Here is a 20,574-nt window from a genome sequence, read left to right on the forward strand (position 1 = left end):
GAAAAGAGATAGATTTAAGCGTGTAGTACAGATTGTTTGTATTTCGGTATAAATAATCGACAAGTATCAATTCTTAAAAGGATAAAAGAACCAGAGCCAATCAAAGGATTAAGAAAAAAGTAAAATATACAAAGAAGAGTTTGATCCTGGCTCAGGATGAACGCTAGCGACAGGCCTAACACATGCAAGTCGAGGGGCATCAGGGAAGTAGCTTGCTACTTTTGCTGGCGACCGGCGCACGGGTGAGTAACACGTATGCAACCTACCCACTACAGGGAGATAGCCCGTTGAAAGACGGATTAATATCCCATAATACAGGGACTCCGCATGGAGATATTTGTTAAAGAATTTCGGTAGTGAATGGGCATGCGTTCCATTAGCCAGTTGGTGAGGTAACGGCTCACCAAAGCAACGATGGATAGGGGAACTGAGAGGTTTATCCCCCACACTGGAACTGAGACACGGACCAGACTCCTACGGGAGGCAGCAGTGAGGAATATTGGTCAATGGTCGGGAGACTGAACCAGCCAAGTCGCGTGAAGGAAGACGGTCCTACGGATTGTAAACTTCTTTTATACAGGGGTAAAAAAGGGGACGTGTCCCCTCTTGCAAGTACTGTATGAATAAGCATCGGCTAACTCCGTGCCAGCAGCCGCGGTAATACGGAGGATGCGAGCGTTATCCGGATTTATTGGGTTTAAAGGGTGCGCAGGCGGGAAATTAAGTCAGTGGTGAAATTCCGACGCTCAACGTCGGCCCTGCCATTGAAACTGATTTTCTTGAATATGGATGAAGTAGGCGGAACTCGTTGTGTAGCGGTGAAATGCATAGATATAACGAAGAACCCCGATTGCGTAGGCAGCTTACTAAACCATTATTGACGCTCAGGCACGAAAGCGTGGGTATCAAACAGGATTAGATACCCTGGTAGTCCACGCCGTAAACGATGATTACTAGTTGTTTGGGATTCATTTCAAGTAACCAAGAGAAATCGATAAGTAATCCACCTGGGGAGTACGCCGGCAACGGTGAAACTCAAAGGAATTGACGGGGGCCCGCACAAGCGGAGGAACATGTGGTTTAATTCGATGATACGCGAGGAACCTTACCCGGGCTTGAAATGCATCTGAATAACTTGGAAACAGGTTAGCTAGCAATAGCAGATGTGTAGGTGCTGCATGGTTGTCGTCAGCTCGTGCCGTGAGGTGTCGGCTTAAGTGCCATAACGAGCGCAACCCCTATCGTTAGTTACTAACAGGTTAAGCTGAGGACTCTAGCGAGACTGCCCGCGCAAGCGGCGAGGAAGGCGGGGATGACGTCAAATCAGCACGGCCCTTACGTCCGGGGCGACACACGTGTTACAATGGGAGGTACAAAGGGCAGCTACCTGGCGACAGGATGCCAATCTCTAAAACCTCTCCCAGTTCGGATTGGAGTCTGCAACCCGACTCCATGAAGCTGGATTCGCTAGTAATCGCGCATCAGCCATGGCGCGGTGAATACGTTCCCGGGCCTTGTACACACCGCCCGTCAAGCCATGGAAGCCGGGGGTATCTGAAGTACGTAACCGTTAAGGAGCGTCCTAGGGTAAAACTGGTGACTGGGGCTAAGTCGTAACAAGGTAGCCGTACCGGAAGGTGCGGCTGGAACACCTCCTTTCTGGAGATGACTCTGGTCGAGATACTTGAGTACTACACACTTGCTTAAATCAACTATTTCTTTAACTAATATGACGATATAAAAGAAAGTCTGTAATTCTAACGAGTTACAGACTTTTTTTGTTTCTGATTTCTTAAAACGGATAACCTATCCCGAAGTGCCATGCCATGCGCGACCATGCCGGACGGTGTATCACAAGGCGGTCGCCTATTTCGCGCGAAGGGTCGTAAGCCCTGACACCCGTATCTAAGCGGAGCAGGAGGAAGCCTAAATCGAAGCGTATCCCCAAGCCGTAGGCAACGGCTATCTCTTTGTAGAAGTTGCTGAATTTGAAATGTCCGTTTGGCTGTTCCTCGTAATCCTTTACAGTCCAGATGTTACCGGCATCCACAAAGCCTGCCAGTTCGAACATACTGCCTAACTTGTGGCGGGATTCGATGCTCGTTAAAAATAGGATATCCCCCGTTTGATTGACAAAATCGTTCGTTACCCCGTTCCTTTTGCGGTACGAACCCGGTCCGAGTGAGCGAGTGTTCCACCCCCGGATGCTGTTTGCTCCCCCTGCAAAGAACCTGCGTTCGTATGGCAGGATATTCGAATTGCCGTAAGGATAGGCAAAGCCGATTCCGATATGGTAGGCGACTGTATGGCTGCGCGAAACTGGCAGCGTTTGCGAGAAGTCGGCTGTTCCCTTTACATACTCGGCATAGGAGACGCCGAATAATTTTTTGCTTCCGTCGTCATCCCTTTTCGCACCATTTATATCTGTTATCAGTCGCGGAAAAGCTCCGGCCACTTCTATCGATGCTCTTGCTCCCGTCGAACGAGGACTTTTTCTGAAGCGTTGCCTGCCAAAGTAGGAAATAGTATACGTCGTTCCGGCAATCAACTGGTCTTTATAGCTTTCGCGCAATAATTGGTTCGGGTAATTCCCTGTAGAATCCGGCTCTATGTACATCTCCTTGAATTTGTCCGACATCCACGGCATACGTACATAATTGACATTTATCAGGTCGAGGTTGTGATGGAAAATCCTTCCTTTAGTGTCCCATCCATAGCCGACTGCCCCGCTAAAGAACTGCCGGGTATACTCCGGGCGGTGCTGGTTGTTTAGCCCGAGCGAAAATTTAGTCGAAGCGCCGGTTTGTTCCCTCCATCTCTTTTTCAACCAAGGGAAAAGGAATTGAGGAAATGTCAGGCTTGTTTCTGTACCATATTCGTAATAGTTCTGGTTGAGCAGGTCGGTACTCTTGCTTCCGGTGATGAATTCGTAAGCTCCTTTGAGCGTTACGGAGAATATCTCGCCTCCATTGAATAAATTCTGATGTTGGTAGGAGACCGACGGAGCAATACCTATATCCCCCGCCGAATTTGTCCCTTCGAGGCTCGCTTTGAACCAATGCGCATTGGCAGGCGACAGGATGATGGTGACATTTAATAGGTTGGCACTATCCTTTTTTATCGGGACGATTTGGATATTTGTTTGCTGTATAGCTCCCAGATTATTGAAATTCTCGTAGGTACGGGAATAAAGGTAGTCGGAATAATTCATCCCTTTCCACAAATAATTATTTCGCTTCAATGTGCTGTTGCGCAGGAAAGGACGATTCTTATTCTTTATAATACGCATCCCGCTGATATAAGTTGTGTCGGGATGCCTGAAATATTGTCCGGCAGGTATTGTATCCCTCACCCTGAATCCTGAAACCACTGTCACATCATTTATCTTGTAACGGGCATGGGGGAGGCTGTCCGGCGCAGGATAAACATTCAGGTACAAATCAGCCTGATGCGAATTGAGGGTGGTGTCGACTTTGAAATAAACAAAATCCTTCGAAAAGTTATAATATCCCACATTACGCAAGATATTATTGATGTTTACCCGTTCATTTTCGAGCATCTCCTGATTATAGAGGTCACCTTCGTGCAATAGGGAGATAGACGATGCTATACGCTTTGTTATACGGTTCAGTGTGGTATCTTCCACCGTATTGGCGTAGTTGCGTATACGATAAGGTATCCCCGTGGTGATGTTGTAAGTGACTATCGCTTTCTTTTTTTTGAATTGCTGGGTAGTATCTACTTTTGCCTCCAGATAACCGATATTTTGCATGGCAATCCGTATCTGTTCGGCAGACTTCGCTGCCTGCTTGGGATTGTAAATAACGGGCTCGCTCCCAATCTTGCGGATAGTGCGGTTTATCCATTTGGTCGTATCTTTCCCTGCCAGGCTGTGCACTTTCAGCCCTACCTTACCGATGAGTGGCAGGCTTCCGTTCGGTTGCTGTCGAACGTAATCCTCCAACTCGGGAGAAGTTTCTATCTTATTATCACTTTTTATTTTTATCTCGTCGAGCAGGTATTTGCCATCAGGGACGTTCTTGGTTGTACTACATGCGCCCAAGATAAAAATCAGAAAAATGAATATAAAATATTTAATGCTTCTCATACTTAATTAATGAAACGCAAAATAACAATAAAAAGTTTGAGAGTCAACTTAAATTTGCGCTAAAATTTTCAGTCAGACTCTGGCAAAAGGTTTGGCCGCGACAATAAATTTTTTCTGGTGATTCTGCTGCCTATGGCTTTTTCTTATTGTCTACCTTTTGCCGGTCGATCCCCAGTGCATTCGGGACATAGATAACCGCATGGTTCGTGCCGTGCGTTTTTTTAACATTTAATTTTATTTTCTTTCCTCAGGCGGTTCAAGGCTGACGCTCGTCCCCCAAGAAAGAGCGGAAAGGCTTGAATGCGCCGTTGTCTGAAATCCTGCTCTTTTTCTCTTTCTTTTTTCTTTTATTTATTTTCTTTTTTCTTTCTCTTTTTTGGAAACGAAAGAACAAGAAAATATTTCTTTCTTTTGCTACTTTTCTTTCTTTACCGGGTGGCGCATGAAAAATATTTTTGTTAAAAAATTAATTATTCCCAACCAAAATTATCTATGCTTCGGAAGCGGGATATATCCGCGTAATTATGTATCTTCGCAATGATTTTGGATGATATGACAAAGACGATTTCGATCAACGGCGTAAATGTCCGCTACAAAGAAACTGGCGAGGGACAACCCATTGTGTTGCTGCATGGATGGGGCTGTTCGCTGGATATTTTTGCCCGGATGCAGAAAATGCTCGAGCACGATTTCAAAGTCTATTCGTTGGATTTTCCGGGATTCGGACAAAGCGACGAGCCGCCTGTGGCATGGGGCATGGAGGAATATACGCAACTGTTCGAATCGTTTGTCAGGGAGTTGAAAATCGAAAATCCTATCTTGCTGGGACACTCGTTTGGCGGGCGCGTATCGATTATTTATGCTTCGCGGAACAAGGTACACAAGGTGGTTTTGGTGGATGCGGCAGGCGTAAAACCGTCGCGCAGCCTGAAATATTACCTGAAAGTTTATTCGTTTAAGCTCTATAAAAAATTGTTGCCACTATTGGTTGGTAAGCGAAAAGCAAATCAAAAAATTGAGGCGTACCGCAACAAAGCCGGTTCGTCCGACTACAACTCCGCATCGCCGATGATGAAAAAGGTGCTGATAAAGGTTGTGAATGAAGATTTGAGGCATTTTATGCCGAAGATAGAAGCGCCTACGCTTTTGCTTTGGGGCGAAAACGATACGGCAACCCCCGTAAAAGATGCGCAGAAGATGGAAAAGCTGATTAAAGGTTCGGGCTTGGTTGTTTTCAAAGGAGCAGGACATTATAGTTTTCTGGATGCAGCTTTCCAGTTCGATGCGGTGCTGAATAGTTTTTTAGAAAAAGATAAACAAAAGAAATAAAGAAAAAAATGTCTCTTCTGTATTTTTTATATCCCTTCTTATTGATTATTGTATTTGTATTTTACTCGCTTGTTGCGCTAAAATATGAATTGCACATGATGCAGCAGAACTCATACCGTAACGAACGCTACTTGAAGTGGTTGAAGCGGGATTTTTTCAGTTTTAGCCGTATAATGGATTTTGTTTGCTTGATTCTATTATTTTCCGCTGAATTTTTCCTTTCCTCATCCATCTATATGATAATGGCAGGGACGATAGGCGCAATCTTATTGGTGAAAGCAATTATTATATTGAAGCGTAAGTCGAAGAAGCCTTTAGTTTTCACTGCCCGTGCAAAACGTTTGTATATTGCCGCCTGCGTATTGCTTTTAGTTATAGATTATATTTTATCTATTCCTTTCCGCTCGAATGTTTTTTTTGCATTAATGTTGATGGCTTGGCTTTCGTTTGCCGTCATCATGCTGGCAGTCATTGTGATGCAGCCGATAGAATCGTCTATCAACAGAGGCTACTACAACGATGCCAAACGCATCCTTGCCGGAATGCCCGACCTGAAAATAATCGGCATCACAGGCAGTTATGGCAAGACAAGCACGAAACACTATCTGTATCGCATGCTTTCGGAGAAATACAATGTACTGATGACGCCGGGTAATTTCAATACTACGTTAGGCGTAATCCGCACGGTGCGCGAACATATGAAGCCCTATCACAATGTTTTCATCTGTGAGATGGGGGCGAAGCAGTTGAACGATATCAAAGAGATTTGCGACTTGGTGAATCCGCATATCGGTATCATCACGGCAGTAGGCGAGCAACATTTGGAGTCGTTCAAGACGATAGAAAATATCCAAAAAACGAAATTCGAATTGGTTGACGCCTTGCCGAAAGACGGCTTAGCTGTTTTGAATGCCGATTTCCCATATGTAGCCAATCGCCCCGTATCGAATGTAGACAAGGTTGCTTACTATTCGATGGAAGAAAATAATCCGAAAGCTGAATATTGGATAGCCAATGTTTCGTACAGCGCCGAAGCTACCCGCTTCGACATCAAAAACAAATCGGGCGATTCCGAGACATTCGAGACGAAACTGATAGGCAGCTACAACCTTTCCAACTTGCTGGCGGGCTATATCGTTTCCAAAGAGCTGGGACTAACCACGCAGGAGATAAAGTACGCCATGGCTCAGATAGAGCAGGTAGAACACCGCCTCAGCCTGAAATATACGGCCGCCGGATTTACTATCCTCGACGATGCTTATAATTCTAACCCATATGGCGCGCGCATGGCGATGGAAGTTATCAAAAGCTTCACGACAGGTAAGCGGATTGTGGTTACACCCGGTTTTATCGAATTGGGTGATAAGCAGTACGAACTCAACTACGAGCTGGGCAAACAGATGGCTTCGTCGTGCGATTTTGCTATCGTGGTGGGTGAGTATAATCGCGCAGCACTGACCAACGGTTTGAAAGATGCCGGATTTGCAATCGAAAATCTTTACGAAGCTCCGACATTCAATGATGCAACATTGAAATTGCAGACAATAATTACACGCGGCGATGTGGTCTTGTACGAGAACGATTTGCCGGATGTGTTTAAATAATATTAGGGTAGTCTGCTATCTAATAAACTACCCAATAAACTACCCTGATTGGAAATAATTGCTATCTTTGTAAAGCTATGGCATATATTCCTCCTTATCAAATAACACCCAGAATAATCGACCTCGTTTCGCAGATAAGTGAGGCTATCGGCAGTTTCTACGGGCAGGAAGATTTACGCTTACATCGGGTAAACAGGATAAAAACCATTCAAGGCTCTCTTGCTATTGAAGGGAATACCTTGACTACCGACCAAATCACTGCTATTCTGGAAGGAAAGCCGGTTATCGCTCCGATAAATGAGGTGCAGGAAGTAAGAAATGCTATTAAAGCCTATCAATTACTCGACGAGCTGAATCCGTATTGTGTAGACGACTTGCTAAAAGTTCATCTGGCTATGGAAGCCGGATTGATTGATGATGCAGGGCACTTCCGTGCGAAAGGCGTCGGTGTGGCGTCGGGCGACGATATTATCCATTATGCTCCACCGGCAGAACGGGTGCCGCAACTGATACAAGATTTGTTCGATTGGTTGAGCAGAACGGATGAGCATCCGCTGATAAAAAGCTGTGTATTTCATTATGAGTTCGAATTTATCCATCCTTTTTCGGATGGTAACGGGCGAACGGGGCGGCTTTGGCAAACGCTTATTCTTAGCCGGTGGCGTGCTATTTTCAAGGATCTACCTATCGAAAATATTGTTTATAAATACCGTAAAGAGTATTATGAAGCAATTGCTATCAGTGGCGGAGAAAGTGGTTGTACACCGTTTATTGAATTTATTCTGGAAGTCATTAACGAGACGTTAGCCATGGAAAAAGCGATTCCTCACACCACTCGCGATAGGATATTGGCGCAAATGCGTAATAATCCTAAAATCACCCGCAACGAGTTGGCCGCTATATTGAATTTAACAGCAGACGGTATTAAGTATCATTTGCAAAAAATGACCAAAGAAGGCCTTATTATCCATCGCGGATCGCCCCGAAATGGATATTGGGAGGTCGTAAATGATTTGCCGTAATGATATTTCTATCTTTTTAGGGCTGCTTTCATCTCTTTAAATATTACTTTTGCAAAAGCGTTTAAGAAACGAACAATTATTAAAAGGAATATATAAACAAACAATTATATGAAAACGAATGTAGGCGTATTTTTCGGTGGATGTTCGGTCGAACACGAAATATCGATAATCTCTGCTTTGCAGGCAATCAATGCTTTCGATACGGCAAAATATACGGTGACACCTGTATATATGACCAAAAAGGGTACATGGTACACCGGCCCGGCATTGCTCGAAGTGGATAATTACCGCGATACCGAGGCTTTGCTCAAGAAATGTACGCAAGTCTACCTCCGCCCCGAACTGGGGAACGGAACACTCTACACCGCTAAAAAGAAACTGTTCGGTTCGGACGAATATGCCCGATTGGATATAATCTTCCCGGTATTGCATGGTACAAATGGCGAGGACGGTTCTTTCCAGGGATTGTTGGAACTGATTGGCCTGCCGTATGTCGGTTGCCCGCCGTTGGCTTCGGTGAACGGGATGGATAAAATCACGATGAAAATGATTCTGCGCGAATGTAATATTCCCGTTGTCGATTTTCAGTGGTTTACCGATAAACAGTGGTTTACACACAAAGACGAACTGATAGCGAAGATAGAAGATACATTAGGCTATCCCGTTATTGTGAAGCCTGCCAATTTGGGTTCGAGTGTCGGCATTTCGCGGGCACAAGACCGCACGGCGCTGATCAAAGCGGTGGATATGGCCGTTAAATTTTCGGCGCGTATCATTGTAGAGCATATGGTTGTCGATTTGAAGGAGATTAACTGTTCAGTATTGGGCAACAACTTCGAATGCATCACTTCGGTATGCGAAGAGCCGGTGAAGACGGACGAAATATTGAGCTATACGGATAAGTATATGGGTGGCAGCAAAAACTCCGGCCCATCCAAAGGGATGCAAAGTACACAGCGTAAGATTCCTGCCGATCTTTCATCCGAAATGTCGGAAACCATTCGCAGCTATGCCGCCGAAACTTTCCGCGTATTGTCGTGCGACGGCGTTTCGCGTATCGACTTCATCGTGGACGAAAAGACCAACGATATCTATGTGAACGAAATCAATACAATACCCGGTTCGCTTTCTTTCTATCTGTGGGAGGCTACCGGATTGAGCTTCGATAAACTGATGGATAAGCTGATAGATTTAGCGCTCAAGCGCAATCGCGATGCTTCGCTGAAAACGACAAGCTACGATGCCAATATCTTCAACCTGAAAGGGGGCGCCAAAGGCGGCAAGTTCGGAGCGAAGAGATAATAAAAAAAATCCGGCCTTTCGAGCCGGATTCTTTGTTTATCGTCATTTGTCAATCGTTTTCATGTTCTGTATCGGTGACATTACCTTTCATATCGAAATATACTGTCGCTTTCTTTTTGCGGTCGTCTTTGTCCTGCACAACCATGAATAACGTATTTTCGGCATCTTCGTCCTTCTCCATTTTAAAGCTTTGCACATAGCATTTATCTTCGGCATAGCCCGATGCTTCAATGGCTTTCTTATACATATTTTCGAATTCCGAGAACGGAGGCATTTCGCTTTGCTTGAAGAGGTACTCTTTGTACTCGTCGTATGCCAGGTCTTTGCGTCCGCCTCTGCCTGTATGCTCGTAGATAGTGATTTCGCTCGGGCTACCCCAACCCGTTTCGAAATTGTAGTAGTACTCAGCCATCTTATCTACACTTTTCGATGTGCGCAAGGTGATCTCGAAAGTGGAAGTACCTGTGTAGCCTTCGTAGCTTCCCGGCTTGAAAGTACCCGACATTTCGTATATTTCGGGATCTTCTACGCCGCAAGTCTTAGATATTTGCTCGAAAAGTAGCTGGTAATCTTTGCCCGGAGGGATGCTGTAGTGTTCTTTTGTTACTCCATTACACGATTGAAGTGCTAAAATGCTCAGGGTAATAATTGCTAATTTAAATAGTGTCTTTTTCATACAACGTTAATGTTTAATAATTTGTAAATGAATTTTAATTTAACAAAGATAAAAAAACTCTTTGACAGGTACAATGATAAATCGAAATTAACAGAGAAAAAAGTAGTATCGGCAGTGTGTCGTTTGGTCTTGCAAATAATAGGGATCTTTACCCTATCGAAAGGTTAAAAATTATAAATGCCTTTTCCCCTTTTATCACCCCCGGATCGTTTATTTTACCAAGAATTAATACTTGAAAAAAGGCATCAAAAAAAATGTTAATAATTAGAGCAAAGTTGTACTTATTATAAGTATGCTTATTATATTTGCAGTCAATTTTAGATAAACGTATAGAAACGATGACAGACGAATTACGGAAGATATGCGAACTGGCAAAAGAAGATGAGGTTTCGAACCTTGCGCGGAAGGTATTGAAACTATGGCAGCGGGTAATTCATCGTTGTATCGACGACTTGAATGTGACTGTTCCCCAGCTCGAGTTGATGGGGGCGATTATTCAACTGAAAACAGACAACATCGAAACAACGCAGATTGCTCTATCTCAAGAAACCGGAATCGATCCGATGACAACTTCGACTATCATCCGGAATTTGCAGAAAAAAAAGCTGATAACCCGCAAGGAAAGCAAAACGGATACGCGTGCGCGCATCGTGGAGCTGACCAAAGAAGGCAGCGATATTATGCTGAAAGCTGCTACCCGTATACGCACACTGCATGACGAAATGATACAAAACGGAGTAGACCGTGAGGTCATGCGCGAACAGTTAAGCATATTATACAATAATATGAAAAATATAAAATAATCACTTAAACAACAATTAATAAAAGGTATGAAGTTAAAAAGGTTAAGTATTGGTTTTCTCTCGTTATTATTATTAGCCTCCTGCAGTGGTGACCAGGGGCCAAAAGAGACTGTGATACCCGAGTATGAAACGCTGGCTGTCACAAAACAAAGTGTAGAATTATTATCTACCTATCCGGTTACCATAAAAGGGCGGGAAGATGTTGAAATCCGTCCGCGTATCGATGGCTTTATCGATAAAATATATATCGACGAAGGATCGGTCGTAAGAGCAGGGCAAACACTCTTCAAAATCAATTCTCCGTCGAGTGAACAAGCTCTGACTACCGCCAAAGCCGCAGTAGAAAGCGCGAAAGCAACTGTTAATACCGCTAAACTGAATGTAGATCGTTTCCGCCCGTTGGCAGAAAAGGGTATCGTCAGTAAGGTACAACTCGATACATACGAAAACTCATACCAGTCTGCTCTGGCATCTTTGGCTCAGGCTGAAGCTCAATTGAAAAATGCTCAGGCAACAATGAGTTGGACAGAAGTGTCGAGCCCTGTGAATGGTGTGGTAGGACAAGTATCGTTCCGTTTGGGTAGCTTGGTGAGCAAAGAAAATGTGCTGACAACTGTTGCCAATACAGGGAATGTTTTTGCCTATTTCTCGCTGAATGAGAGAGATGTGATGTCTTTCCTTTCGAATGTAGAAGGAAAAACACAGGCCGAAAAAATCAAAAATATGCCTCCTGTACGATTGACGCTCTCTAATGGAGAACAATACGCTGAAGAAGGAAAGATAGAAACGATCAGTGGAACGATTAATGTCGTTACCGGTACAGCCAACTTCCGTGCAGAGTTCCCGAACAAAAACGGTATACTGCGCAGCGGAACAAGCGGACGCATTTCTATCCCTAAACAAATGGATGATGTTGTTGTTATCCCTCAAAAAACAACCCGTTCGTTGCAGGATAAAATAATAGCCTTCAAAGTACAAGGTGATACAGTGGCAGTGCAAACAATTATTTCGGTTATCCCTACACCTGACGGACAAAGTTATGTAGTGACCGACGGATTGTCTCAGGGAGATAAGATTGTCTCTAACGGATTGTTGACAATCCAGGATAAGATGAGAATCCAGCCTAAATAATAGAAATCGTTTGCACATAAGGAAAAATATAAAATAAGACAAAAATGTTAAAAACATTCATAGAAAGACCGGTATTATCTACCGTTATATCCGTATTCATTGTCGTGCTGGGGATAATAGGGATGTTTTCGTTACCTATCGAACAATATCCTGATATTGCTCCGCCTACCGTGCAGGTGAGTGCCAATTACCCGGGTGCGAATGCTGATGTGGTAATGAATAGTGTAATTATCCCACTCGAAGAACAAATAAACGGGGTGGAAGGGATGACTTACATGACCTCCAAAGCCATGAGTAATGGTTCGGCTCAGATACAAGTATTCTTCCAGCAAGGTATCAATCCCGATATTGCTGCCGTGAACGTGCAGAACCTTGCAGCAAGAGCCAACCCTTTATTGCCGAGCGAGGTTACCCAGACAGGGGTTACCGTTCAGAAACAGCAAACCAGTACCATTCTGGGTTTGACGCTCTCTACGACCAACCCCGATTATGACGGACAGTTCTTGCAGAACTACGCCAACATCAATATCATACCTCAAATCAAACGTGTATATGGGGTAGGGGATGCAGCCGTATATGGAGCGAAAGACTACTCGATGCGTATCTGGTTGAAACCGCAGGTATTAGCAACCTATAAAATATCAGTAGGAGAAGTTATTGCTGCCCTGCGAGATCAGAATATTGAAGCTGCTCCCGGTGAGCTGGGACAAAACTCGGGTCAGACTTTCCAGTATATCCTGAAATATACAGGACGTCTCAAAACAGACGAGCAGTTCGGTAACATCATTGTACGTTCCAACAATGGACAAATCGTACGTGTAAAAGATATTGCCGATGTCGAACTCGGTTCGTTGAACTATAGTGTAGGTTCCAGATATACAGATGAAAAAGGAAAAGCCGAGTCGGTCTTTATGGGTATCAGCCAGACGGCAGGTTCCAATGCGACACAGGTTATCGATGATGTGAAGAAAGTGCTGGACGATGCTGAGAGATCTTTACCTGATGGCGTATCCATTAACTATGTGATGGACTCCAGTGAGTTCTTGGGTGCATCTATTAACAAGGTGATTTCTACGCTGTTGGAAGCGTTCCTGTTGGTGTTTATTGTAGTGTTTGTCTTCCTGCAAGACTTCCGTTCGACACTGATTCCGGCTATTGCCGTTCCGGTGGCGATTGTCGGTACATTCTTTTTCTTGCTGGTGTTCGGATTCTCTATTAACATCCTGACACTCTTTGCCCTCGTGTTGGCAATCGGTATTGTGGTGGATGACGCCATCGTCGTCGTCGAGGCCGTCCATGCCCAATTGGATGCCGGAGAGAAAGACCCGAAAACGGCCACCATCAATGCGATGAAGGAAATTGCGCCTGCTATCGTTTCCATCACACTCGTTATGGCATCGGTATTTATTCCGGTCAGCTTTATCGGGGGAACATCAGGTATCTTCTTCAAACAGTTCGGTCTTACGCTGGCTGTATCCATCCTCATTTCGGCTGTCAATGCCTTGACGTTGAGTCCCGCACTTTGTGCCCTCTTCCTCAAAGGCCATAGCGACGAACACGGAAAGAAGAAAAACTTCCTGCAACGCTTCTATTATGGATTCAACGTGCTGTTTAACTCGGCAACACAAAAATATAAAAAGAGCCTGCACTTCCTTGGGAAGAAAGGTCACCGCTGGATAACAGCAGCAATCATTATTTTTGCTTCAATCGTATTGTATGCTATTACATCCTTTATACCAAAAGGTTTTGTGCCGAATGAAGATAGTGGTGCCGTGATGGGATTCGTTACCATGCCTCCGGGAACTTCGTTGGAAAGAACAGAAGAAATCATGTCCGAAGTTGTTGCCATAGCAGAAGGAATCGAAGGAGTATATAGTGTAACCAACCTTTCCGGTTACAGCTTCATGGCGGGAGCCGGTAGCTCGTACGGTACGGTTATCATCAAGATGATTCCGTGGAAAGACCGTAAGATAAAAACAGATGAGGTTTCGACACAAATGACGCAGAAAACAGCCAAAATGCAAGATGCAAAATTCATGTTTATGGCTACTCCGACCTTGCAAGGATTCGGTCTGGGTACAGGGGTGTCGCTTCAGATTCAGGACCGTATGGGTGGCGATATTCACGAGTTTTATGCTATAACAACCAACCTGATTAAGAAATTGCAGGAGCGTGATGAGGTGATGGTGGCGATGACTACATTCGACCCTAACTTTACGCAATATCAGGTCGAAGCGGATATGCCGAAAATAAAAGATGCAGGCCTCACGCTGACGGATATAATGACTAATTTGCAGGTATATATCGGTAGTTACTATGCATCCAACTTTAACCTGTTTGGTAAACAATTCAGGGTAATGATTCAGGCATCTCCCGAATATCGTGCCCAATTGGACGACCTCAATGGCATATATGTGAAAACGGGCAGTGGCGAAATGGCTCCTATAACAGAGTTTATCAAGCTCGAAAAAGTGATGGGACCTCAGACATTGACGCGTTTCAATATGTATCAGGCAATGGACTTGACTGTTATTCAGAATTTCCAGGGAGGATATTCTACCGGGGATATTATGAAAGTGATCGACGAAGAGTTTGCGCATGACAAATCTATCTTCCCTGACGGATACAGCTACGAATATTCGGGTATGAGCCGCGAGGAATCGGGTAGTGCCGACCAGACAACTATTATCTTTGGTATCTGTTTGATCTTCGTTTACCTTTTGCTTTCAGCTCTTTACGAAAGTTACTTGCTGCCATTGGCCGTGTTACTTTCATTACCTGTCGGTTTGGCCGGAGTGTATATCTTCCTCTTACTGTTCGGTGTTAGCCAAGGTATTGTAAACAACATCTATGTGCAGATATCAATGGTGATGCTCATCGGGTTGCTTGCGAAGAATGCCATTCTGATTGTGGAATATGCCGTGCAGCGGCGCGAACAGGGTATGAGTATCGTGGAAGCTGCTGTCAACGGAGCCGTAGCGCGTCTACGTCCTATCCTCATGACATCTTTCGCCTTCATTGCAGGTCTGTTCCCACTGGCTATTGCTACAGGTGCAGGTGCCGTAGGTAACCGCTCCATCGGTCTGAGTGCCGTAGGAGGTATGTTCATCGGTACGATGATTGGGGTACTTGTGATACCGACCTTGTATATCATTTTCCAAAGTTTGCAAGAGCGTTTCAGCGGAAAAGATCCGAGAGCTAAAAAAGAAGTAACAGAATAGTATTTAAATAATTATGAATAAAATATATACAAAAGGAATCGTATTATTGGGGCTTATAGCCTCAATGATACTCCCGTCCTGCCAATTGGTGAATGGCTATAAAACGCCGGAAGTAGATACCGAAGGGCTGTTTCGCGACGAGAATCCGACAGATACAACTACTATAGCATCTATTCCGTGGCGTCAATACTTCAGCGATCCGATATTGCAAGGATTAATAGAAGAAGGACTGACAAACAACTTCGACCTGTTGATGGCCGAATCGCGCATCAAACAAGCCGAAGCCAGCCTGACAATGGCACGTGCTTCTTATTTCCCGAGCGTGGCGCTGGTCGGACAGGTAGATCAAACCCGTTTGAGTGCCGCTGATCCGCTTACAGGAGCTTCGCGTCCACGCAACAGCTTGGCCTATCATAAAGAAACTTATACATTAGGTGTTTCTGCCAGCTGGGAATTGGATGTATGGGGAAAATTGAACCGTGAGCATCGTGCTTCTTACGCACAAATGCTGAACAGCAAAGCCGGCAGAAATCTGATACAGACTTCGCTCGTTTCCAATATTGCAACTTCGTACTACTCGCTTCTGGCATTGGACGAGCAATTGCGCATATCTCTCGAAACCATTGAATTGTTGAAGGAAACGACCGTTACGATGCAATATCTGATGGACGCCGGTATGCCGAATGTCAATGCTGCTGCCGTAGAGCAAAGCAAATCGCTCCTTTACAATACCGAAGTCAGCATTCCTGGCTTGAAAAGTAATATTCAGAGCATGGAAAATTCACTGAGCTTATTATTAGGACGTAAGCCGGGACCGATTTTCCGTTCTTCTATGAAGAATCAGCGGATTGTACCTCAATTGGCGCACGGTGTGCCTGCCCAGATGCTGGCTCGCCGCCCGGATGTACAACAAGCCGAATTGAGTTTTCGTAGTGCTTTCGAATTGAAAGTGGCTGCACAAGCCAGTTTCTATCCTTCTATTACACTTTCGTCCGGTCTGCTCGGATATTCGACAGTCAACGGGTTATCTAATTTCTTCAAACCGGAGAATCTGTTTGCCAGCATCGTTGGTGGATTTACACAGCCATTGTTTGCTAAAACGCAATTGATAAGCCAGTTGAATATACGGAAAGCGCAGGAAGAAGAAGCTTACTTAGGATTCCAGAAAGCTGTATTGAGTGCCAGCCAAGAGGTTTCGACTATCCTTTATGGTTACGAGCAATCTCTTTCCAAAAACAATATGCGTGACAAACAAGTGGGCTCGTTGGTGAAAGCTGTCGATTACACACACGAATTGTTGAAGGCAGGCGAGGCTAACTATACGGAAGTATTGACAGCCGAACAAAACCTGTTGCAGGCTCAATTGGGACAAGTATCTGATAAATTGGAGCAATTGCAATACAGCGTGAATTTGTATCGCGCTTTAGGTGGTGGATTAGAATAAGCTGGGCTTATTATTAATTGATATGAAATGTAGAAGGGCTACATCCGTAACAGGATGTAGCTTTTTTTCTTATATTTGATTGGTTTACGATTAATAAATATAGAGAAATGACAGAGAAAGAAAAAATGTTGGCAGGCGAAATATACGATGCCGGAGATGAGGAATTATTGACCCGATGGCATTTGGCCAAAAGTTATGTAAAGCAATATAATGACGCAGATACGACGAATAGAGAGTTGTTAAATGGCATTCTGGATAAACTTTTGGGGACAAGGGGTGAGAATGTTTGGATAACTGCGCCGTTTTTTGTCGATTACGGAGAGAATATACATATCGGGAATAATTGCGAAATCAATATGAATTGCGTTTTTCTTGATTGTAATAAGATAGTCATTGGTGAAAACTCCGGTATAGGGCCCAATGTTCAGATTTATACTGTTACTCACCCCGTTAATCCTGAAGAACGGCTATCTTCGTCTCCTGATGCCGATTTCCCTTTTTGGAAGTCTTACACGGCACCTGTTTATATAGGCAGGAATGTTTGGATAGGTGGTGGTTCTGTTATATTACCCGGAGTGACTATTGGAGATAATTCGGTGATAGGTGCGGGAAGCGTTGTTACTAAATCCATTCCGGCAAACAGTCTTGCGTTGGGAAATCCGGCAAGAGTTGTAAGGGACTTATCTGTCCGTCCGGAAAATTAAATGGGGAACTCCATCGTAGGAGTATTTTCCGTAGCCGCTTCTATATTGTCTCCGAATGCATTCAGCATCTCTTTTTCGCCTGCCAGCCAGAGTATATCGCCTTCCTGAAAGATGAAACGCGCATCAAAATTGGTTATCGATTCGTCATTCCGGTCGATGCCGATTATCATACATTCGGTTTTGTCCCTGATATTCAATTTTATGATTGACTTGCCAATCATGGCAGAACCTTTTTCTACAATATATTGCGAGAGGCTGATGTGGTATGTTGCCGATTCCTCTTCCTTCTCTTCCAAAGCTTTGTTGCGTTCTTCGAGCGATGTGGTGAAGCTTTGTATTTCCTCGTCCGAACCGGCAATTACTATCCTATCGTACGGATAAAGTATTTCTTTGCCGTCGGGGATATTTATTTTCCGTTCGCCACGGATAACGCAGATAATATTGACACCTGTGCGTTGTTTGAAGTTCAATTCGCGCAACGATTTTCCAATTACGTTGGACAAAGGCGATATTTCGACCTCTTCGATGTGAATATCTTTCGAAAGCAAATCGTTTGCAACCTGCGAAGGGATAGCCGCCAGACTTTCGTCGTATTGCTGCTTGCTGTTCAGGTTTTGGATGAAACGGTTTTCAATCATGCGCGATTGCTTCTTGAATGCCTGCGAGAAGGTAATAATGGTGAGGAAAACCAAGGCAATAATGCCTAAAATCGGCGTAGCCGTAGGGAAGAGCGGTATAAGCACCATCAACGTGAGCGCCACACAAATGGCTACCCGTAGTACGATGAGCGAAACGAGCGCTCCCCGGTTGAAGTAGTTATCGCTCCACAAGTTCTTGAAATCCTGCGATTTGTTGCGCTTCATTATAATAGCCCGCATCATCGGAGCCATCAGTAGCAGGGTGAGCGTTGCCGCCAGCACTTTGCCCCATATATTGGGGATGAAGTCTATGATGAACGGTGTTATAAATCGCTGGAAGAGTAGCATGATAGCAATGGATATGGTGAAATAAACAGCCACATTCAGCAGGATGCTTTTCAACAATTTCTTCCATGTATTTTGTTTATTCACACTCTTATAGGAGTTTGCATACCCTGACCGTAGCCTGTTCCATTTATTCGGCAGTTTTTTGTCTACCCAACTCGCAATGGGGTCGGAGACTTTGATGAAATAGGGAGTTGTAAAGGTGGTTATGACCGATACGGCAACAATAATCGGGTACATATCTTCCCTGATAACTTTCAGGCTCATACCCAAGGTGGCAATGATGAACGAGAACTCGCCAATCTGTGCAAGGCTGAATCCTGACTGAACTGCGACTTTGGTTCCCTGTCCTGACGCCACTACCCCCAAGGCGGCAAATATCGGGCGTCCTATGAGGATGACGACGGTGAGCAGGATGATGAGGCCTGCATATTTGACAATAATATCCGGATCGATCATCATGCCGACTGATACGAAAAAGACTGCTCCAAACAGGTTCTTAAGCGGCTCTACCAGATGTTCGATATGCTTGGCCTCTATTGTTTCGGCAAGGATAGAACCCATGATAAATGCGCCTAAGGCTGCCGAAAATCCAACGGCCGATGCAAATAGAACCATTCCCAGACAAAGGCCTACAGCAACTATGAGCAGGGTTTCGTCGTTGAGGTGTTTCTTTAGCTTTTTCAACAAGGTCGGTATCAGATAAATACCTACCACAAACCAGATGAGGATGAAGAATACGAGTTTCAGCATTTCTTCGACTAATTCGCTACCTTCGAATTTCTGGCTGACAGCAAGCGTAGAGAGCAACACCATCATGAGGATGGCGGCTAAATCCTCGACGATGAGCATCCCGAAAACAATTCCCGCAAACTTCTTCTTTTGCAGGTTCATATCGGTAAATGCCTTTATGATGATGGTCGTAGACGACATGGATAGCATGCCGCCGAGGAAAATACTGTCCATAAATCCCCAGCCCAGCAGTTTCCCGATAATATAGCCGATGACAATCATCGAACCCATATTGATGACCGTGGCGATGGACGCCGTTCCGCCGACACTTACCAGCTTCTTAAAGCTAAATTCGAGCCCGAGTGCAAAGAGGAGGAAAATGATACCGATTTCCGACCACACATGAATGTTCGCTGTATCAGTAACAGTTGGAAGGAACGATATATGAGGACTTGCCAATAATCCGGCTACAATGTAACCTAAAACTACCGGCTGTTTGAGCCATTTGAACAGAATAGTGACGATGCCGGCCGATATAAGAATGACAGCCAGATCTATAATAAAATTTGGTAAATGAGCCATTGGCTATTTTGTCTTATTAGGTTCTAATTCGAATCAGATTTTTGATACAGTAAATTTACGAAAAAAAACTCATTTTTCCGTTGTTTTTTCCTGTTCAATTATCTCGCTGTTCTTCAATTTTACGGGTTTGGTCTTTTTTCGCAGCTTCATATTCAAAACTTCGACCATCAGCGAGAAGAATATAGCGAAATAGATATACCCTTTCGGTATTTCGCCTACAGTGGAGCCGAATATGTTGAGGTGTGATAAATGAGCCGATTCGGCGAGAAGCATTACTCCGATCAGGATGAGGAATGCTAAACCTAACATCTGGATAGTCGGGTGTTCGTTCACAAATTTGCTGACAGGGCCGGCAAAAAGCAGCATGACGGAAACAGCAATAATTACTGCCGTAACCATAATCGTCATAGCCTGTATGTAGCCATGCTCGTTGAAGCTGACCATCCCCACGGCAGTGAGTACGCTATCGAAAGAGAATACGATGTCGAGCGCTACGATTTGCAGGATTACACCCCAGAATTTGCTGTGTTTGGCTTTCACCTCTCCGGCTTCGTTCACGCCTTCCAGCTTGTGGTGTATTTCGCTTACGCTTTTGTATAAGAGAAACAACCCTCCGACAAGTATAATCAAACTCTGCCCCGTAATAGAGCCGTCGAGCCATGTCGTATCAAATGTGAAGATTGGCTTTGTCAACTGCATGAGCCACGAAATGCAGAACAGCAGCAATATGCGCATCAGCATGGCAAGGATAAGCCCTGTCCGTCGCGCTTTGGGCTGTTCGTGCGCAGGCAGTTTGGATGATACGATGGAGAGGAATACAATGTTGTCGATACCCAATACAATTTCGAGGAATGTAAGCGTCAGTATAGCTATCCATGCACCGGGCGAAAGGAATGTTTCTAATATTTCGATCATAACTCAGTTTAAACTTTG

13 protein-coding genes and 1 rRNA gene are annotated in these 20,574 nt (G+C 44.5%); 10 read left to right on the forward strand and 4 right to left on the reverse strand.

Translation table 11 applies throughout. The features are described from left to right. Nucleotides 1-128: 128 nt before the first annotated feature. Nucleotides 129-1,659, forward strand: a 16S ribosomal RNA gene (locus D0T66_RS11285). Between the two features lie 133 nt (nt 1,660-1,792). On the opposite strand, the gene D0T66_RS11290 is transcribed toward D0T66_RS11285, so the two are convergent. After that, nucleotides 1,793-4,108 (reverse strand): BamA/TamA family outer membrane protein, encoded by a 2,316-nt coding sequence (locus D0T66_RS11290; RefSeq protein ID WP_163357404.1) that lies wholly within the window; start codon nt 4,106-4,108, stop codon nt 1,793-1,795. Between the two features lie 552 nt (nt 4,109-4,660). Between D0T66_RS11290 and D0T66_RS11295 the strand changes: the two genes are divergently transcribed. From D0T66_RS11295 to D0T66_RS11310, 4 genes are all read left to right on the forward strand, one after another. Then, nucleotides 4,661-5,437 (forward strand): alpha/beta fold hydrolase, encoded by a 777-nt coding sequence (locus tag D0T66_RS11295; RefSeq protein WP_163357405.1) that lies wholly within the window; start codon nt 4,661-4,663, stop codon nt 5,435-5,437. Between the two features lie 95 nt (nt 5,438-5,532). Continuing rightward, a complete protein-coding gene (locus tag D0T66_RS11300) occupies nt 5,533-7,041 on the forward strand; it encodes a UDP-N-acetylmuramoyl-tripeptide--D-alanyl-D-alanine ligase (RefSeq protein ID WP_163357406.1) in 1,509 nt (502 codons plus the stop codon). Between the two features lie 77 nt (nt 7,042-7,118). Continuing rightward, nucleotides 7,119-8,063 carry a Fic family protein gene (locus D0T66_RS11305; protein ID WP_163357407.1) on the forward strand — a complete coding sequence of 315 codons (945 nt, stop codon included), beginning with the start codon at nt 7,119-7,121 and terminating at the stop codon, nt 8,061-8,063. A gap of 108 nt (nt 8,064-8,171) precedes the next feature. Continuing rightward, nucleotides 8,172-9,365: a D-alanine--D-alanine ligase family protein gene (locus tag D0T66_RS11310; RefSeq protein ID WP_163357408.1), complete on the forward strand. Its 1,194-nt coding sequence runs from the start codon at nt 8,172-8,174 to the stop codon at nt 9,363-9,365. 49 nt (nt 9,366-9,414) lie between these two features. On the opposite strand, the gene D0T66_RS11315 is transcribed toward D0T66_RS11310, so the two are convergent. Beyond that, a complete protein-coding gene (locus tag D0T66_RS11315; RefSeq protein ID WP_163357409.1) occupies nt 9,415-10,041 on the reverse strand; it encodes a hypothetical protein in 627 nt (208 codons plus the stop codon). A gap of 338 nt (nt 10,042-10,379) precedes the next feature. Here D0T66_RS11315 and D0T66_RS11320 point away from each other — a divergent pair, with 338 nt between their 5' ends. The 5 genes from D0T66_RS11320 to D0T66_RS11340 all read left to right on the forward strand — a co-directional run bounded on the left by D0T66_RS11320 (nt 10,380) and on the right by D0T66_RS11340 (nt 17,344). Beyond that, on the forward strand, nt 10,380-10,844 hold the full coding sequence (locus tag D0T66_RS11320; RefSeq protein ID WP_163357410.1) for a MarR family winged helix-turn-helix transcriptional regulator: 465 nt from the start codon (nt 10,380-10,382) through the stop codon (nt 10,842-10,844). Between the two features lie 27 nt (nt 10,845-10,871). After that, complete coding sequence (locus D0T66_RS11325; protein WP_163357411.1) at nt 10,872-11,975, forward strand: efflux RND transporter periplasmic adaptor subunit; 1,104 nt, start codon at nt 10,872-10,874, stop codon at nt 11,973-11,975. 44 nt (nt 11,976-12,019) lie between these two features. After that, nucleotides 12,020-15,196 carry an efflux RND transporter permease subunit gene (locus D0T66_RS11330; protein WP_163357412.1) on the forward strand — a complete coding sequence of 1,059 codons (3,177 nt, stop codon included), beginning with the start codon at nt 12,020-12,022 and terminating at the stop codon, nt 15,194-15,196. A gap of 13 nt (nt 15,197-15,209) precedes the next feature. Then, nucleotides 15,210-16,640, forward strand: a complete 1,431-nt coding sequence (locus tag D0T66_RS11335; RefSeq protein ID WP_163357413.1) for an efflux transporter outer membrane subunit — start codon at nt 15,210-15,212, stop codon at nt 16,638-16,640. A 107-nt stretch (nt 16,641-16,747) separates the two neighbouring features. After that, a complete protein-coding gene (locus tag D0T66_RS11340; RefSeq protein ID WP_163357414.1) occupies nt 16,748-17,344 on the forward strand; it encodes a sugar O-acetyltransferase in 597 nt (198 codons plus the stop codon). On the opposite strand, the gene D0T66_RS11345 is transcribed toward D0T66_RS11340, so the two are convergent. Both D0T66_RS11345 and D0T66_RS11350 read right to left on the reverse strand, forming a co-directional pair. Next, nucleotides 17,341-19,641 (reverse strand): cation:proton antiporter, encoded by a 2,301-nt coding sequence (locus tag D0T66_RS11345; RefSeq protein ID WP_163357415.1) that lies wholly within the window; start codon nt 19,639-19,641, stop codon nt 17,341-17,343. The two genes, D0T66_RS11340 and D0T66_RS11345, sit on opposite strands and share 4 nt — an antisense overlap. A gap of 69 nt (nt 19,642-19,710) precedes the next feature. After that, nucleotides 19,711-20,556: a TerC family protein gene (locus D0T66_RS11350; protein ID WP_221412218.1), complete on the reverse strand. Its 846-nt coding sequence runs from the start codon at nt 20,554-20,556 to the stop codon at nt 19,711-19,713. Between the last annotated feature and the right edge of the window lie 18 nt (nt 20,557-20,574).

This window comes from Dysgonomonas sp. 25 (assembly GCF_010501075.1).
Lineage (GTDB): Bacteria > Bacteroidota > Bacteroidia > Bacteroidales > Dysgonomonadaceae > Dysgonomonas.